This window comes from Paeniglutamicibacter selenitireducens, assembly GCF_051550675.1.
GTDB lineage: Bacteria > Actinomycetota > Actinomycetes > Actinomycetales > Micrococcaceae > Paeniglutamicibacter.
This window is the reverse complement of record NZ_JBPULF010000009.1, coordinates 103020-118219: the sequence shown is the minus strand read 5'-3', so window position 1 is coordinate 118219 and position 15200 is coordinate 103020. Positions and strand designations below refer to the sequence as shown.

The following is a 15200-nucleotide window of genomic DNA, read 5'->3' as shown; positions in this document are numbered from 1 at the left end:
GGCGGCGCGTGCCGTGCGCCACCGGCGCGCACCGCCGGGGAATAACCGGGCGGCATTCTCACTTAGCATTGTTAAAGAACTGGACGGTGGGTCTTCCCCTGCCCAGAAGTTAACAGTTTGAGGAGACAAGGTGTCGGAAAATCCGATTCGGGTTGCAATCGTCGGCGTGGGAAACTGCGCCACGTCGTTGGTTCAGGGTGTCGAGTACTACCGTGATGCAGACCCCCAGGCCACCATTCCCGGTCTGATGCACGTGCAGTTCGGCAAGTACCACGTCAACGACGTGGAATTCGTTGCCGCCTTCGACGTCGACGACAAGAAGGTCGGGCTGGACCTGGCCGACGCCATCCTCGCCTCCGAGAACAACACCATCAAGATCGCCGACGTCCCGGCGACCGGCGTCACCGTGCAGCGCGGCCACACCCTCGATGGCCTGGGCAAGTACTACCGCCAGACCATCACCGAGTCCGCCGCCGAGCCTGTGGACATGGTCGCGGCGCTCAAGGCCGCACAGGTCGACGTCCTGGTCTGCTACCTGCCGGTCGGCTCCGACGCCGCCGCCAAGTTCTACGCCCAGGCCTGCATCGACGCCGGCGTCGCCTTCGTCAACGCCCTGCCGGTCTTCATCGCCGGCACCAAGGAATGGGCGGACAAGTTCACCGCCGCCGGCGTCCCGATCGTCGGCGACGACATCAAGTCCCAGATCGGCGCCACCATCACGCACCGCGTGATGGCCAAGCTCTTCGAGGACCGCGGCGTGACCCTGGACCGCACCTACCAGCTGAACGTCGGCGGCAACATGGACTTCAAGAACATGCTTGAGCGCGACCGCCTGGAGTCCAAGAAGATCTCCAAGACCCAGGCCGTCACCTCCAACACCTCCGCCGAGCTGGCCGAGGACGACGTGCACATCGGCCCGAGCGACTACGTCGCCTGGCTCGACGACCGCAAGTGGGCCTTCGTGCGCCTCGAGGGCCGCAACTTCGGCGACGCCCCGGTCTCGCTGGAATACAAGCTGGAGGTCTGGGACTCCCCGAACTCCGCCGGCGTGATCATCGACGCCGTGCGCGCCGCGAAGATCGCCCTGGACCGCGGCGTGGGCGGGCCGATCCTCTCGGCCTCCTCCTACTTCATGAAGTCCCCGCCGGAGCAGTACAACGACGACATCGCCAAGGAAAAGGTCGAGGCCTTCATCCGCGGCGACGTGGAGCGCTAAACCCGGAGCGCCCGCACCGCACCGTGCACCTGTGGCTGCCGTTCCCCGCGCGGGGAACGGCAGCCACGGTGCGTTAAGCCCCCGGGGCTAGAAGAGCCCGACGGCCTGGCCGTTTTCGTCGACGTCCATGCGCATCGCCGCCGGCACCTTCGGCAGTCCCGGCATGGTCATGATCGCGCCGGTCACCGCCACGATGAACCCGGCCCCGGTCTTGGGGATCAGGTCGCGAACCTGCAGCGTGAAGCCCTCCGGGGCCCCGAGCAGCGTCGGGTCGTCGGAGAACGAGTACTGCGTCTTGGCCATGCACACCGGCAGGTTGCCCCAGCCGTTGGCGTGGATCTGCTTGAGCATGCGCTTGGCCGCGGCGGAGTACTCCACGTCCGCGCCGCCGTAGATCTCGCGGACCACCGTCAGGATCTTTCCCTCGATGCCCACTTCCAGGTCGTAGAGCGGGGCGAAGTCCGACGGCTCCTCGATGGCCCGCAGCACCGCACGGGCCAGCTCCGCCCCGCCGGCAGCGCCCTGCCCCCAGACGTCCGCCACGGCGCACTCGATCCCGTGGGCGGCGGCCCACGAGGTCACCACGGCCAGCTCGGCGTCGGTGTCGAGGGTGAACCTGTTGATCGCGATCACGGGCTTGATCCCGAATTTCCCGATGTTGCGCGCATGGCGGGCCAGGTTGGCCAGGCCCTCGCGGACGGCCGGCACGTTCTCCGCCTTCAGTGCGTCCTTCGCGACCCCGCCGTGCATCTTCAGCGCGCGGACCGTGGCCACCAGTACCACGGCGTCGGGGTTGGCCCCGGAGTAGCGCGCCTTGATGTCCATGAACTTCTCCGCACCCAGGTCGGCGCCGAACCCGGCCTCGGTGACCACCACGTCCGCCAGGGCGCGGGCCGTGTTCGTGGCGATGACGGAGTTGCACCCGTGGGCGATGTTCGCGAACGGGCCGCCGTGGATCAGCGCCGGGGTGCCCGCCATGGTCTGCACCAGGTTGGGCTTCATCGCGTCCTTGAGCAGCATCGTCATGGCACCCTCGGCACCCAGGTCCCCCACCGTGACGGGGACCTTGTCGTAGGTGTACCCGATGGTCATCGCGGCAAGCCGCGCCCGCAGGTCGGCGATCCCCGTGGCCAGGCAGAACACCGCCATGACCTCGGAGGCGACGGTGATGTCGAACCCGGTCTCGCGCGGAACCCCCTCGGTCGGGCCGCCCAGCCCGACCACGATGTTGCGCAGCGCGCGGTCGTTCATGTCGATGACGCGCCGGAAGGTGATCCGGCGCGGGTCGAGGCCCAGCGCGTTGCCCTGGTGCAGGTGGTTGTCCACGAGGGCCATCAGCAGGTTGTTGGCGCTGGTGATCGCGTGGAAGTCGCCGGTGAAGTGCATGTTGATCTCGTCCATGGGCAGCACCTGCGAGTACCCGCCGCCGGTGGCCCCGCCCTTCATCCCGAAGATCGGGCCCAGCGACGGTTCGCGCAGCGCGATCATGGTCCTGGTGCCTGTCGCAGCGATGGCATCGCCCAGGCCCACCGTGAGCGTCGACTTGCCTTCCCCCGCCGGCGTCGGCGACATGGCGCTGACCAGAACGACCTTCCCGGGCTGCGTCCCGGTGGCGGGCAGCAGGGAGGTGTCGATCTTCGCCTTGAACCTGCCGTAGGGCTCGAGCGCTTCCTCCGGGATCCCTGCGCGGCGGGCGATTGCCGCAATGGGTTCGAGCACGGCTCGCGAGGCAATGGCAAGATCGCTCATGTCGGCTGCTGACGTCGTCGTCATACTAGGTGTCCCCTGTCTGGAATCCCGGTGTTCTGGAGCGGGGCCGGGCCGATGTTTGCGGCACGGCCGTACTCCCTTCAAGCTACCACCGCAGGCACGCCGTGTCAGACCCGCGGGTGCCCCCGCGTGCCCCGCGGATTCCGTGCCACGGACCGGCCGGTGGGAGAATGGGAACCATGCCCACACACCCCGCTTTTGCCCTGCTGCTCGACGTCGACGGACCCATCGCGTCCCCGGAGACCCGCGACGTGGCCCCGGAAATCATCTCCCTCCTGGTGGAGCTCGCCGCCGCCGGGATCCCGGTGGTCTTCAACACCGGGCGCTCGGACGAGTTCATCAAACTACAGGTGATGGAGCCGATGATTGCGGCGGGCATGCCTTCGGACCTGAAGATCCACGCGATCTGTGAAAAGGGTGCCACCTGGTTCACCTTCGATGCCCACGGCGCCGGCGACGTCCACGTGGACCACGGGCTGGCCGTCCCCTCCCGCTATGCCGACGAGATCCGCGGGCTGGTGGAGTCGGACTTCGACGGGCACATGTTCTTTGACGAGACGAAGCGGGCCATGGTCTCAGTCGAGCAACACATCGATGCCGACAACGGCGAATACCGCGCCGCGCAGCAGCACTTCGACGCCGCCGCCATGCGGGCCATGGGCCGCCACGACCTCGGGGTGGAGCGCCTTGAGGTCCGCCAACCGGACAGCGGCGACGCCGTGGACTACCGCGTGGACCCGACCATCATCTCCACGGACATCGAATCGGTCGAACTCGGCAAGGACCTGGGTGCCCGGCGCACCATTGAACTCCTCGCCGCCGACGGCATCGAACCCGCGTCGTGGTTCACCGTCGGGGACTCGCGCACCGATTACGCGATGGCTGACTGGCTGGCAGGCAACGGGCACCCGGTAAGCCATGTGGACGTGCGCCCGGGCGACGGGATCCCGACCGGCAAACCGTATCCGGTCCTCACGGCGAGGTCGCTGGGGCTCGGAAGCGACGTCATCCACGACCACGCGGGGCTCGCCTTCCTTCGCCACTGGCGCTCCCTCCTGGGTTAGCCACCGTGGCCCCCGCTTAAGCGGCAAAGCCCGCCGGTGAAGCCGGCGGGCTTTGCACAGTGGGGATCGATGTGTATCACGTTGCAACTCCAAGTTCGGTGAGTGATCTGAATTCCGGACCCGCCGTATCAGCGGCGTGGGCCTAATTCACTCATCGGATGCGGAATTGCATGTCCATGGGTAGGTGGTGGCGAAGTTCTCGATCCCGCGGGGCGGGGTTGAACTGCGTCTGAAGCCAGAGCTGGCTCTGTGGCTTGCGGTTTTTTGCGTTCACGGCGTTTCCCTCCCTTCAGCCTTCTTCGGGGTGCGGAAAGAGGCCTTGTCCGCGGCCTTTGGGGTGCGAGCGTGCAACACTTCCGGTCCGGCGAAGATGAATTCGGCGGAGCGTACAGCCGGGAGGGTGATCGAGGCGATCTGGGTAGACATGATGAAAGTTCCTCAAGGATTTGGTCGATTAGTGACTCATCAGCCTCGGGAACTTTGTATCGCCAGGTGTTAGCTAGCAGGGCGCCATTCCGGAGGCTGGGGAAGTTGCTCGGACGGTAGTGCCGCCGAAGCCGTGACGGGGCACGAAGTAGCCCGCGATATTCATTGAAATATTCATCATTCCCACCTCCTTTTCTGGAAGAACTTGCCAGACGAATCCGGCGCCAATATTGTCTTGTCGATCTCGACGTCTCATTGAGACTTCTCAATCACAGGTTCCACGATACACACCCACCAGCGGATGCGCTAGCTTTTCCCGAAGAATTCTTAATTTCATCGAATCAAACCCCTCCGCACCTCCGCACAGGCGGCAGAAAAGTGGCCCCGGCCGGCGGTCGGGGCCAATGAGGCGAGCGTACGAGCGTGGGATCCTGCCCGGCTAGTGCGTGTCCCCCACGGCCGGGGAACCGGCGGCGGAACCCCGGGACCCACGGACGGCAAACCTGTTCGCCATCCTCAGCAGGCCATGGGGCCTTGTTTCCACCAAGGACACCCGGAACGGCACCTCGAACCAACGCCCAATGAACCCCATGGCTCCCAGCGCAGCAAATGCCGCCAGCCCCTTGTCCGTCAGCGAATGCACAAGGTTCGAGGTGAACACGGCCAGGGTGAGGGGCTCCCCCATCTGCACCAAGGCGTCGGTGGTGTCCTCCGCAGCATGCCCCGTGGCGCCATTGAAGAGCAGCACAAGCAGCGTTGTGGCAACCAGGGTGCATGCAACGGCGACTATCGCGTTGAGCATTACGTAGCGGGAAAACGACTGGCACATCCGAAACCGGCGGGCACCGTAACCCCAGATCAAGGCACCGACGACGTTGACCAGCCCGAACCAGATCGACGAGGAATCGGTGATTGACAGCCCAATCACGTTCGTCGCAAGCCCCACGGCAACTCCATGCCACGGTCCCAGGACCAGCGCCGAGATCGCCGTACCCACCATGTCCAGGTAGAGGGGCAGCGAGAGCCAGGGAACGATGGAGAATCCGACGACATTGATCCCGACGCACGCCGCCATGAGCACTACCGAAGCCCGCAGCGCGGGACGCCTCGCCCTCGTCCCTGTATCCTCCGGTTTCGCATCGGGAACCGGCGTCCCCGCGGCGACCTCGGGATCCAGCTGCCTGCGGGCCCGCAAGCAGCGGATCTCCCACTTTTCGACGTCGTCCTCGGAAACATTGAGGGCGCGGACGATTTCCCCGACGAGGGTCGGGTTGACGCGACTGCGGCCCAGGCGGAATGCGTCATAGACGGTCGTTCGGGCCGGGCGCGAGGCAGCGGCCGGAACGCCGTTCTGCAGACGGTGCTCCGTGATCCGGCGGACAATTTCCGCATAGGGAATATCTCCGGCGTCAAACCGAAGCCGCTGCAAGTCGGTGGCTATGGCGTCGTAGGTCTCAATCCCGTGGGCGGGGTCCTGCATTTGCTCCGACATCGCCAACCTCTTCCAGCAGACAAGTTCCGTCAGGAACACACCTCGGCGACATGCCGAACCCTCCAGATTATAGCCAGCCGGATTGGCCATGAGGAGTGTTTCGCGGTGGCTACCCGGGGGCGGTCGAACCCGTTCGGGGTTGTTCGGGACACGGAAATTTCGTCGTTTCGCGCAGGCGCACGGCCTAGCGTCGTAGGTGGGGCCTGCGAGGAACGGCTCGCGGGTCCCGCGGGGGCAAGCCCGCCTTGCGGCAGCCCGAAGTGGCGCGGCCCTGCATCAGGTCCGCGGGTGCGCAGTACACGCATCCATTCCCTTCGGGGCATGGCTACGGTGCGCATCTCGAATTGCCCGCGGTTGTTGGGGAACAACCGCGGCAGGCGGGGACTTAAATGAGTTCCGTGAGCGGGCCGTGCTGCGGATGGCCCCGGGGGTTTGGCGTGGAAGTATTTGGGGGCATGCCAAACCCTCGGGGGAAGCGCCAGGAAGCCGGCTAGTCCTGTTCGGCGGACTCCGGCTGCTCCGCCCACCACCGGCGAAGTGCCTCGATGGCAGCTTCCGGCTCCGTCGGCCCCTCGTCGAGGCGCCGTTCGAGCATGAAGTTGTAGGCGCGGCCGACCACGGGACCGGGCTTCAGGCCCAGAAGCTCCATGATCTGCTGGCCATTGAGATCCGGACGCACCGCAGCCATTTCCTCTTTTTCGCTGATCTCCTTGATCCGCGCCTCGAGGTCGTCGTAAGCGAAGGACAGCCTGTCCGCCTTCTTGCGGTTGCGCGTTGTGACATCCGACCGGGTGAGCCTGTGCAAGCGCTCCAGCAGGTCGCCTGCGTCGTGGACGTAGCGGCGCACGGCCGAATCGCTCCAGCCGGCATCGCCGTACCCGTAGAAGCGCATATGCAGCTCCACCAGTCGGGCGACGGCCTTGATGGTGTCGTTGTCGAAGCGCAGGGCGCGCATGCGTGCCTTGACCTGTTTGGAGCCGACCACGTCGTGGTGCCTGAAGCTCACCGCGCCGCTGGGTTCGAACTTCCTGGTGGCGGGCTTGCCGATGTCGTGCATCAGCGCCGCGAAACGCAGCACGAAGTCCGGCCCGGGGACCGGTCCGTCGGCGCCGGTTTCGTGTCCCATGGCCTGTTCCAGGACCGTCAGCGAGTGCTGGTAGACGTCCTTGTGGCGGTGATGCTCGTCGATTTCCAGCCGCAGCGCCGAGACTTCGGGCAGCACCAGGTCTGCAAGTCCGGTTTCCACCAGCAGGTCGATCCCGGCACGCGGGTCGACGCCGTTGATCAACTTGACCAGTTCGTCGCGCACGCGTTCGGCCGAAATGATCTCGATGCGCCCCGACATCTCCGTCATGGCCTCCAGGACGTCCTTGGCCACGGTGATGCCCAGCTGGGAGGCGAAGCGGGCGGCGCGCATCATGCGCAACGGGTCGTCCGAGAAGGACATCGACGGCGCACCCGGGGTACGGATCTCCCCTTCTTCGAGGTCCCGTGCCCCGTTGTACGGATCCACGAGGTCAAGGCTCGGCAGGCGCAGGGCCATGGCGTTCATGGTGAAGTCCCGGCGGTACAGGTCGTCCTCGAGCTTGTCGCCGAAGGCAACGACCGGCTTGCGCGAGGAAGGATCGTAGGCGTCGGCACGGTAGGTTGTCACCTCGATGGTGTGTTCGCCCTTGCGCAACGCAATGGTGCCGAAGTCGCGTCCCACTTCCCAGGTGGCATCGGCCCAACCGGCAACGGCGGCGAGGGTCTCGTCCGGGCTGGCGCTCGTGGTGAAGTCGAGGTCCGGTGAGACCCTTCCCAGGAAGAGGTCGCGCACCGGCCCTCCGACCAGGGAGAGCTCGAATCCGGCGTCGACAAAACGCTGCCCCAGTTCAAAGACGACGGGGGGCAAAATCTCGGACAGGACCTGGCGAGTGGGAAGCTGCTGCATAGTCCTTTAAGGGTGCCAGATTTTCCTGATAGTGCCACGTTCGAAGTCGCACACATCTGTCGTTAGCTCCGACACGCTCCATAAATAGGTGCGATATGTGCGACTCGGGTGTCCTCAACGGGCGGGGCAAGCCACTATGGTTGCCAAAAGATAGATAGAGTGGTTTCCATGGCCCATCCAGTTCCCAGCGCCCCGAAGCGCACGCCGTTGACCGCGTCAATGGCGCATGCGCAGGCGCAACCGGGTTCCGGCCATCATCCGCTGCCCACCGTGGAGGAAGTTTCGGCCGGGGGCGTGGTCATCGATACGTCCCTCCCGTCGTTGCCTGTTGCCATCATCGCCAGGTACAACCGTGGCGGCCGCCTGGAATGGTGCCTGCCCAAGGGACACCCCGAAGGCGCCGAAACCAACGAAGAAGCGGCAATGCGCGAGATCGAGGAAGAGACCGGCATCGCCGGGCGGATCCTTGCCCCGCTGGGTTCGGTCGACTACTGGTTCACCGTCACCAACTACCGGGTGCACAAGACCGTCCACCACTTCCTGCTCCGCTCCACCGGCGGCGAACTCACCATCGAAAACGATCCAGATCACGAGGCCGTCGATGTGGCCTGGGTACCCCTTCTTGATCTGGGCAAGCGCCTGTCCTTCCCCAATGAACGGCGCATCGCCGATCTAGCGCGCGAAGTGCTCCCGAATTATGTCCCAGGTATCTAAACACCCCGCCAAGCCCAGCAGCCCTCCAAAGGTGCCGCCATTGCCAAGCGGGCAGCAGCCGCGTGGCCAGTCAAAGGCATACGCCCTCATGGCCTCCGGAACCATGGTTTCCAGGGTGCTCGGGTTCATCCGCACGGCGTTGTTGGCCGTCGCCATCGGCTCGTCCACCACGATGGGCGACATCTTCGAGAAGGCGAACGTCATCCCGACGATCATCTTCATGCTCCTGGCCGGCGGCATCTTCAACGTCGTGCTGGTCCCCCAGCTGATCAAGGCCTCCAAAGCCTCGGACCGCGGATCCGCATACACCTCCAAGCTGGTGACCCTCACCGTGGTGGTGATGGGCCTGGCCACGGTGTTGCTGACCATGTTGGCCGGGCCGCTGATCAAGGCGCTGACGCTCAACTGGAGCGAGCCCATGCTGGCCATGGGAACGGCGTTCGCATACTGGTGCCTGCCCCAGGTCTTCTTCTACGGCGTCTACGCGGTCTTCGGGCAGGTCCTCAACGCCCACGGCCGATTCGCCGCCTACATGTGGGCGCCGGTCGCCAACAACGTGGTGCAGATCCTGGTCATCGGAACCTACATCGGGCTCTTCGGCTCCTACCGGAGCGGCAGCGACCAACTTGCGACATGGACCAATGCGCAGACCGTGCTGCTGGCCGGCGGTTCGACCCTGGGCATCGTGATCCAGGCAGTTGTCCTGTTCTGGCCGCTGCACAAGCTCGGGCTCAACCTGCGCCCCGACTTCGCGTGGCGCGGCATGGGCTTGCGCCACGTGGGCAAGCTTGCCGCCTGGACACTGGCATCCATGATGGTCGGCAACATCACCTCGCTGATGAACTCCAAGTTCGTCTCCGCAGCGACAAAAGCGCGTGAGGGGATGCCCTTCGGCGGGGCCAACATCCCGGGCGAGTATGCGTTGAACACCTCGCAGCTCATCACCGTGCTGCCGCACTCGATCTTCGCCCTCACCCTGGCAACGATGCTGTTCAACGAGTTCACCAAGGCGTTCCACGAGAAACGCCCCGACGCCATCGGCCCTTTGCTCTCCCGCGGCCTGCGCACCACAGCCGTTCCGATCGTCTTCGCCTCGGTTGCCTTCATCGTCCTGGCGGGCCCGTTGGGTCGCCTCTTCGCCGGCAGCTCGTCCACGGCGATGCTGCAAGGTGCGGCGATCGGCCAGCTCCTGCTGCTGACCACGCTGGGCCTGCCCTTCAAGTCCGCCAACTTCTTCATGATTCGGGTTTTCTTCGCCGAGGAAGATACCCGGACACCCATGCTCATCCAGTCGACGATGGCCGTCATGACGGTCGCCCTGACGTTCGGAGCGGTACAGGCGCTCCCGGCCACGGAGATCGCCCGTGCTGTCGCGTTGATCTACGGGCTCTCGAACATCGTTTCCGCAGTGGTTGCCCACTTCCTGGTGGTTCGCCGATACGGCGACTACGGAAGCGCCAAGGTCATCGACACATACATCCGCATCGGTGTCATGGCAGTGCTGTCCGGCGGGGTGGGTGCCGCAGTTCTCTGGCTCATGGGCGGATACAGCTGGGGATTCGCTTGGAATTCCATCGTCGGCGCAGTCACCACCATCGTCGTGGTGGGAAGCGTCATGGCCGTGACATACATCGTGCTGCTTCGCCTGATCCGCTCGGAGGAACTGGACAATTTCCTGGGTCCATTGGCCCGACGCATCCCAAAACTGCGTCGCTAACGCGCGTCCGGGGCCGTTGACAGGCTCCCGCGCCGAAGGTGCTTCTCAATAAAACTTCCCATGCCCCGGTACGATGGAACGGGGCATCCATGAGGGTGCCAGCATCACAAAGCAATCCCGGGAGGGAACCGTGTCGCAGCCCATCGAAGCTGGAGCCGTTATTGGCGGCCGCTACCAGGTCACTGATTTGGTGATGACCTCCGCCGATGGGGACGAGGTCCTCCAGGGCATCGACCAGGTTCTCAACCGACCGGTAAGCGTCCTTGTTGGGTCGCCGGCCAATTCAGAGCAGCTGTCCATGAGCGCACGGGAAATTGCCACTGGCGAACGCTACGCGGCCGTGCAGGTGCTCGACCTGGGCATCACCGAGGGCCGCTCCTACCTTGTGACAAACCTGGCCGAATCGGCAGACCTCTTGGACCTCGTGATCCAGTCGGATGCCCCTTACATCGAGCCGTTCTACACCGACACGCTGGGTACCGAGATCTTCGGGGTTTCCCGTTCCAAGGAACCTGTCACCTACGATGACGACGCCGAGTACTACGATGACCTGCGGGCCCAGGAAGAGAATCGCCCAGCCGTGCTGGGCAAGCTTCCCGAGATCAACCTCGGCGACAAGTTCTCCGGACTGAAGGACCGTTTTGGCCGCTCAAAGTCCGCATCCACCCCTGCCGCTCCCGCCATGCCTCCGGCAACCGTGGGTTCGACCACGGAGCAGGCACCTGCGGTGTCGCCCATCGCTCCGGCTGCTGCCGCGGCCGCAGCCGCTCAGACCTCGCAGACCACCCGCCCGGCGCCTGCCGAATCATCCGCTGAACCGGCAGTAACCTCCGCAGCGGCCTTGGCTGCTGCCCAGAGATCCCGCGGTGTCACCGTGGACAACAACGGACAGCGCGCAGCCTCAAGCTTCCCGGCCGCCGCCCAGACCTATACGGAACCTTCCTACGACGACTACGAGGAAGAAGAACCCCAGGAAAACGGCAAGAAGACCACGCGACTGCTGGTCGGTGCGGTCCTCTGCGCGATTCTCGTTGCTGCGGTGGTCTTTGCCTACAACGCACTCGGTGGCGGGCCCACCGCACCCGTGGCATCGACATCTTCGACACAGTCCAGCGAGTCGGCAACGGAAGGCGGCACGGAATCGCCCACCGTTGAACTGGTCAAGCCAAAGATTGCCGATATTTCGCGAGTGGTTCCGGACAGCCCTTCATTGAACGCCGAAACCGATAGCACCTTGTCCAAGGCCATCGACGGAAACCCGGCCAGCTTGTACAAGTCGTACTCGTACTCCTCCCCTCAATTCGGCGGGCTGGCATCGAACATGGTGCTTGTCGTCGAACTGAAGGAGCCTTCCGACATCTCGGAAATCCAGCTCGACGGATTGAACGGAAGCGGCGGCGCATTTGAAATTCGCGTCGGCGACACCGATGACCTGGATGACGCAAAAGTTCTCAGCAATGGATCATTTACCGGGCCAACCGTTACCGTTCCAGTAAGCGGAGAAGACGGTGAAGCCCTCAGGGGGCAATACGTGTTCCTGAACGTCACTGAGCTTCCACGCCGGGCTTCCGGCGCCAACGGATCACGTCCATACGGCCTGCAGGTCGGTGAATTCCGCGTTTCCTAGCGGTTGCCCGCCAGGGAATACTCCCATTGGATCGGCTGTTATGCCACATAGATCCCACATACACGCGGTCTTGGAAATCGAGCCCGCATATACGAAAGGTTCGCTTCCTCGTGGCCACAGAAGTAAACGACGTCGTCCGCAACGTCATCATCATCGGTTCGGGTCCTTCGGGCTACACCTCTGCGATCTACACTGCCCGTGCCAACCTGCAGCCGCTGGTCATCGCAGGTTCGGTCACCGCCGGCGGTGAACTCATGAACACCACCGACGTGGAGAACTTCCCCGGCTTCCCGCAGGGCATCATGGGCCCGGACCTGATGGACAACATGCAGCAGCAGGCCGAGCGTTTTGGCGCCGAGATCCTTTTCGACGACGTCACTGCCGTGGACCTGAACGGCGATATCAAGGTGGTCACCCTCGGCGACGGCACAACCTACCGTTCACACGCGGTCATCGTTTCCACCGGTTCCGCATACCGCGAACTGGGTCTCGAGGACGAAAAGCGACTTTCGGGCCACGGCGTTTCCTGGTGTGCCACGTGCGATGGCTTCTTCTTCCGTGACCAGGAAATCGCGGTCATCGGTGGCGGCGACTCCGCCATGGAAGAGGCGCTGTTCCTAACCAAGTTCGCTTCGAAGGTCACTGTCGTTCACCGCCGCGATTCCCTGCGTGCCTCGAAGATCATGGCTGATCGCGCTTTGGCACACCCGAAGATCGAATTCATCTGGGATTCCGAGGTAGTAGGCATCGACGGTGAAGCCAAGGTCACCGGCATGCGCCTGCGCAACCTGAAGACTTCCGAGGAGCAGGTCGTAGCCGTCACGGGCATCTTCGTCGCCATCGGCAACGACCCCCGCATCGATCTGGTGAAGGGCCAGCTTGAATTGACCGCAGAGGGCACCATTGCGGTCGAGGGCCGCACGTCGAAGACCAGCCTGCCGGGTGTGTTTGCCGCCGGCGACGTCATCGATGCCTCCTACCGCCAGGCCATCACGGCCGCCGGGTCGGGCTGTGCCGCAGCCATCGATGTTGAGCATTTCCTGGCTGACGTGGAAGCAGCTGCTTCCACGGAACCCCTCGCTGTTTCCAACTAATTTCACTTCTCCTCTCCGGAGGAAAGCACTCACAACGAAAGGTGCAGGCCATGAGCCAGACCAAAGATGTAACTGACGCTACTTTCCAGGCCGACGTCCTCGAGGCTTCCAAGCCGGTCATCGTAGACTTCTGGGCAGAGTGGTGCGGTCCTTGCCGCCAGCTGACTCCGATCCTTGAGCAGATCGCTGCCGAGCACGCAGAGAAGGTTGACGTCGTCAAGATCAACGTCGACGACAACCCGGCCATCGCGGCAAAGTTCGGCATCACGAGCATTCCTGCCGTCTACGTCTTCAAGGACGGCGAACACGTTGCAACTTCCATCGGTGCCAAGCCCAAGCCGGTTCTGGAAAAGGAATTCGCAGCTTACCTCTAAGCTCCCGTAACACCTTCAGAAAGTGCGGGCTGCTCCCAATTCGGAAGCAGCCCGCACTTTTTTGTCCCTATACGACCCCACGGCAGTCGGTTCCCTTGGCACAAGGGGTCTGCAGGAACAGATGTGCGTAAACATATGAAATCTGTTGTTTTTCAAAATGATCAGGATTTCGTCCTTGTCGACTCGACTTCTTCCTCATAGCTCGCATCAATCGATGCATTCATTCACAACGACAAGCCGGGAGGTCATTTCCAGGAGCTGCCCGGCCACCTGCCATGGGTGGAGGGTCTCGACCCCGACTCAAGCGTGTCTTCGATTTCAATAAGATTCCCGCTTCCCGCAGAAGCCCGGCGCATCCGGTCACGGCTTCTTCACGGAACTGAATTTCACCTTCGAAGCTCTCCTCCGACTGGATGCATGAGACCGAGTTTCCACCTCACGCCCGCCCGGGTGGTACTCGGTCTCACCGGGTCGGCGTCCACGATGACCCTCCGTCCCACGTTTCTGGTCTGCTTGGTGAAACCGGATGCTGTGGGGCGCGCGCAGTTTGCCGTCCACGTTTGGCCCGTCTTTCACATCGCTCCGTTCCGCCCCCGGAGATTCTTGCGGCGACCTCCGGGAAATTGGGCGCGCGCAGCTGATCCGTGCCGCCGGGCTACAGTTGCTGCCAGTGGGACCGGCTTCGGGGCGTTCTCCCAGAGAACGAACGGTGGTCGGAGTTGTCGCGAATCGGCGCCGACCTGGGCCATCTCCTCACAGGCGTGCAAGAGCGCCAAGGAACCAGCGTGCCACAAACCCCGCCCCAAGCAAGTTTCCTTCTCGACGACCCCGACCTGCATGGTTAGCGGCGGCGGCACCGTTCCTCTCAGCCGCTCAACTGGATAGAGGGAGAACATAACGCACGCAACCCCTCTAACTGCCTTAGGCGGCCGTATGCGGCGTCCTGTCTGTATTTGTCCCGGCACGCTGCTCCAAGGGCCGCCTACTCCTTGCAGCTCGTATTCGGGAGCTTGCCCTCCTGATCCCTGGGCCGATCAGAGACTGCTGCGCGGGAATCGCTGGTGCCATGGATCCAGAGACACGGACAGCCGTGAATGGTTCCCACCGACACCCAACACGCCCTCCCATAGGGTCCCGACTACCACTCCCCTGGTTCACGACGGACGGCTCGCCTCGACGGCATCGGTTCTTAGCTACGCCCGCTGCCGGCCAAGAGGTCTTGGTTAGTCGAACCAATGCGCTCCTGATCGCGCAAGCACGCGCGAGAGGCAGCAACTCCCTCGTGCTCGATCCTGAGCGTGGGTGCTGAGCACACCGGTTTCCTGGCCAACGCCGTGACTCCGCAGGGAACGGAGGACGCTTCGGCTTCTACGTTGACGTCCGGCGCGAGGGGCGGTGTTGGCCTAGGATCCGGTACGTGCTTTCCGGCGCTGCCAATGCTCCTGCAAGACCGGGGCAACGCTCAACCGCAGTCAGGCAAGCCATGCCACGAATAGAACCGGATTGACCTTGTCCAAGACGGTCGCTCAACGGATGACGACGTGCTGGATCCATCCGCCACGCCCTGACGCCCACATGACTTGGAGCTGCCCTCTGCAGGCACTGAATGCCGCCACATCGGACTCGGCGATTGTCAGGTGAAGCGTGTCGACCAGCCGCTACCCCGGTGTGCCGGATCCCAGGGAGCCACGTCTGCAAATACCCGTCCCGGGAATTCGCCATTCTTTAGTCGATCGCGGGCGGTTCCAGCTCGGAGGCCACCACACGGGTGAC

The 15200-nt window shown here is 63.9% G+C and carries 11 protein-coding genes; 7 read left to right on the top strand and 4 right to left on the bottom strand.

Features of this window, described 5'->3' with window-relative positions:
• Positions 1-130: 130 nt before the first annotated feature.
• Positions 131-1216, top strand: coding sequence for an inositol-3-phosphate synthase (locus ACSYDW_RS15230; RefSeq protein WP_438339580.1), 1086 nt, complete (start codon positions 131-133; stop codon positions 1214-1216).
• An 87-nt stretch (positions 1217-1303) separates the two neighbouring features.
• On the opposite strand, the gene ACSYDW_RS15225 is transcribed toward ACSYDW_RS15230, so the two are convergent.
• Positions 1304-2965, bottom strand: a complete 1662-nt coding sequence (locus tag ACSYDW_RS15225; protein ID WP_438339579.1) for a formate--tetrahydrofolate ligase — start codon at positions 2963-2965, stop codon at positions 1304-1306.
• A gap of 200 nt (positions 2966-3165) precedes the next feature.
• Between ACSYDW_RS15225 and ACSYDW_RS15220 the strand changes: the two genes are divergently transcribed.
• Positions 3166-4050 carry a Cof-type HAD-IIB family hydrolase gene (locus tag ACSYDW_RS15220; RefSeq protein ID WP_438339578.1) on the top strand — a complete coding sequence of 295 codons (885 nt, stop codon included), beginning with the start codon at positions 3166-3168 and terminating at the stop codon, positions 4048-4050.
• A 270-nt stretch (positions 4051-4320) separates the two neighbouring features.
• Here the strand turns inward: ACSYDW_RS15220 and ACSYDW_RS15215 are convergent, their stop codons facing one another.
• From ACSYDW_RS15215 to ACSYDW_RS15205, 3 genes are all read right to left on the bottom strand, one after another.
• Entirely contained in the window at positions 4321-4476 is a 156-nt protein-coding gene (locus ACSYDW_RS15215) for a hypothetical protein (RefSeq protein ID WP_438339577.1), read from the bottom strand.
• Between the two features lie 439 nt (positions 4477-4915).
• Positions 4916-5968 (bottom strand): hypothetical protein, encoded by a 1053-nt coding sequence (locus ACSYDW_RS15210; protein WP_438339576.1) that lies wholly within the window; start codon positions 5966-5968, stop codon positions 4916-4918.
• 490 nt (positions 5969-6458) lie between these two features.
• Positions 6459-7901 (bottom strand): CCA tRNA nucleotidyltransferase, encoded by a 1443-nt coding sequence (locus ACSYDW_RS15205; protein WP_438339575.1) that lies wholly within the window; start codon positions 7899-7901, stop codon positions 6459-6461.
• Positions 7902-8069: 168 nt separating this feature from the next.
• Here ACSYDW_RS15205 and ACSYDW_RS15200 point away from each other — a divergent pair, with 168 nt between their 5' ends.
• The 5 genes from ACSYDW_RS15200 to trxA all read left to right on the top strand — a co-directional run bounded on the left by ACSYDW_RS15200 (position 8070) and on the right by trxA (position 13427).
• The gene (locus tag ACSYDW_RS15200) at positions 8070-8615 is read left to right on the top strand and encodes an NUDIX hydrolase (RefSeq protein ID WP_438339574.1); all 546 of its coding nucleotides are present in this window, start codon (positions 8070-8072) and stop codon (positions 8613-8615) included.
• On the top strand, positions 8599-10332 hold the full coding sequence (gene murJ / locus ACSYDW_RS15195; protein WP_438339573.1) for a murein biosynthesis integral membrane protein MurJ: 1734 nt from the start codon (positions 8599-8601) through the stop codon (positions 10330-10332). Before ACSYDW_RS15200 ends, murJ begins: the two co-directional genes overlap by 17 nt.
• 130 nt (positions 10333-10462) lie before the next feature.
• Positions 10463-11959: a protein kinase family protein gene (locus tag ACSYDW_RS15190; RefSeq protein ID WP_438339572.1), complete on the top strand. Its 1497-nt coding sequence runs from the start codon at positions 10463-10465 to the stop codon at positions 11957-11959.
• Positions 11960-12069: 110 nt separating this feature from the next.
• Positions 12070-13053 carry a thioredoxin-disulfide reductase gene (gene trxB / locus ACSYDW_RS15185; protein WP_438339571.1) on the top strand — a complete coding sequence of 328 codons (984 nt, stop codon included), beginning with the start codon at positions 12070-12072 and terminating at the stop codon, positions 13051-13053.
• The gene (trxA, locus tag ACSYDW_RS15180) at positions 13053-13427 is read left to right on the top strand and encodes a thioredoxin (RefSeq protein WP_497198340.1); all 375 of its coding nucleotides are present in this window, start codon (positions 13053-13055) and stop codon (positions 13425-13427) included. Before trxB ends, trxA begins: the two co-directional genes overlap by 1 nt.
• The last annotated feature ends 1773 nt before the right edge of the window (positions 13428-15200 follow it).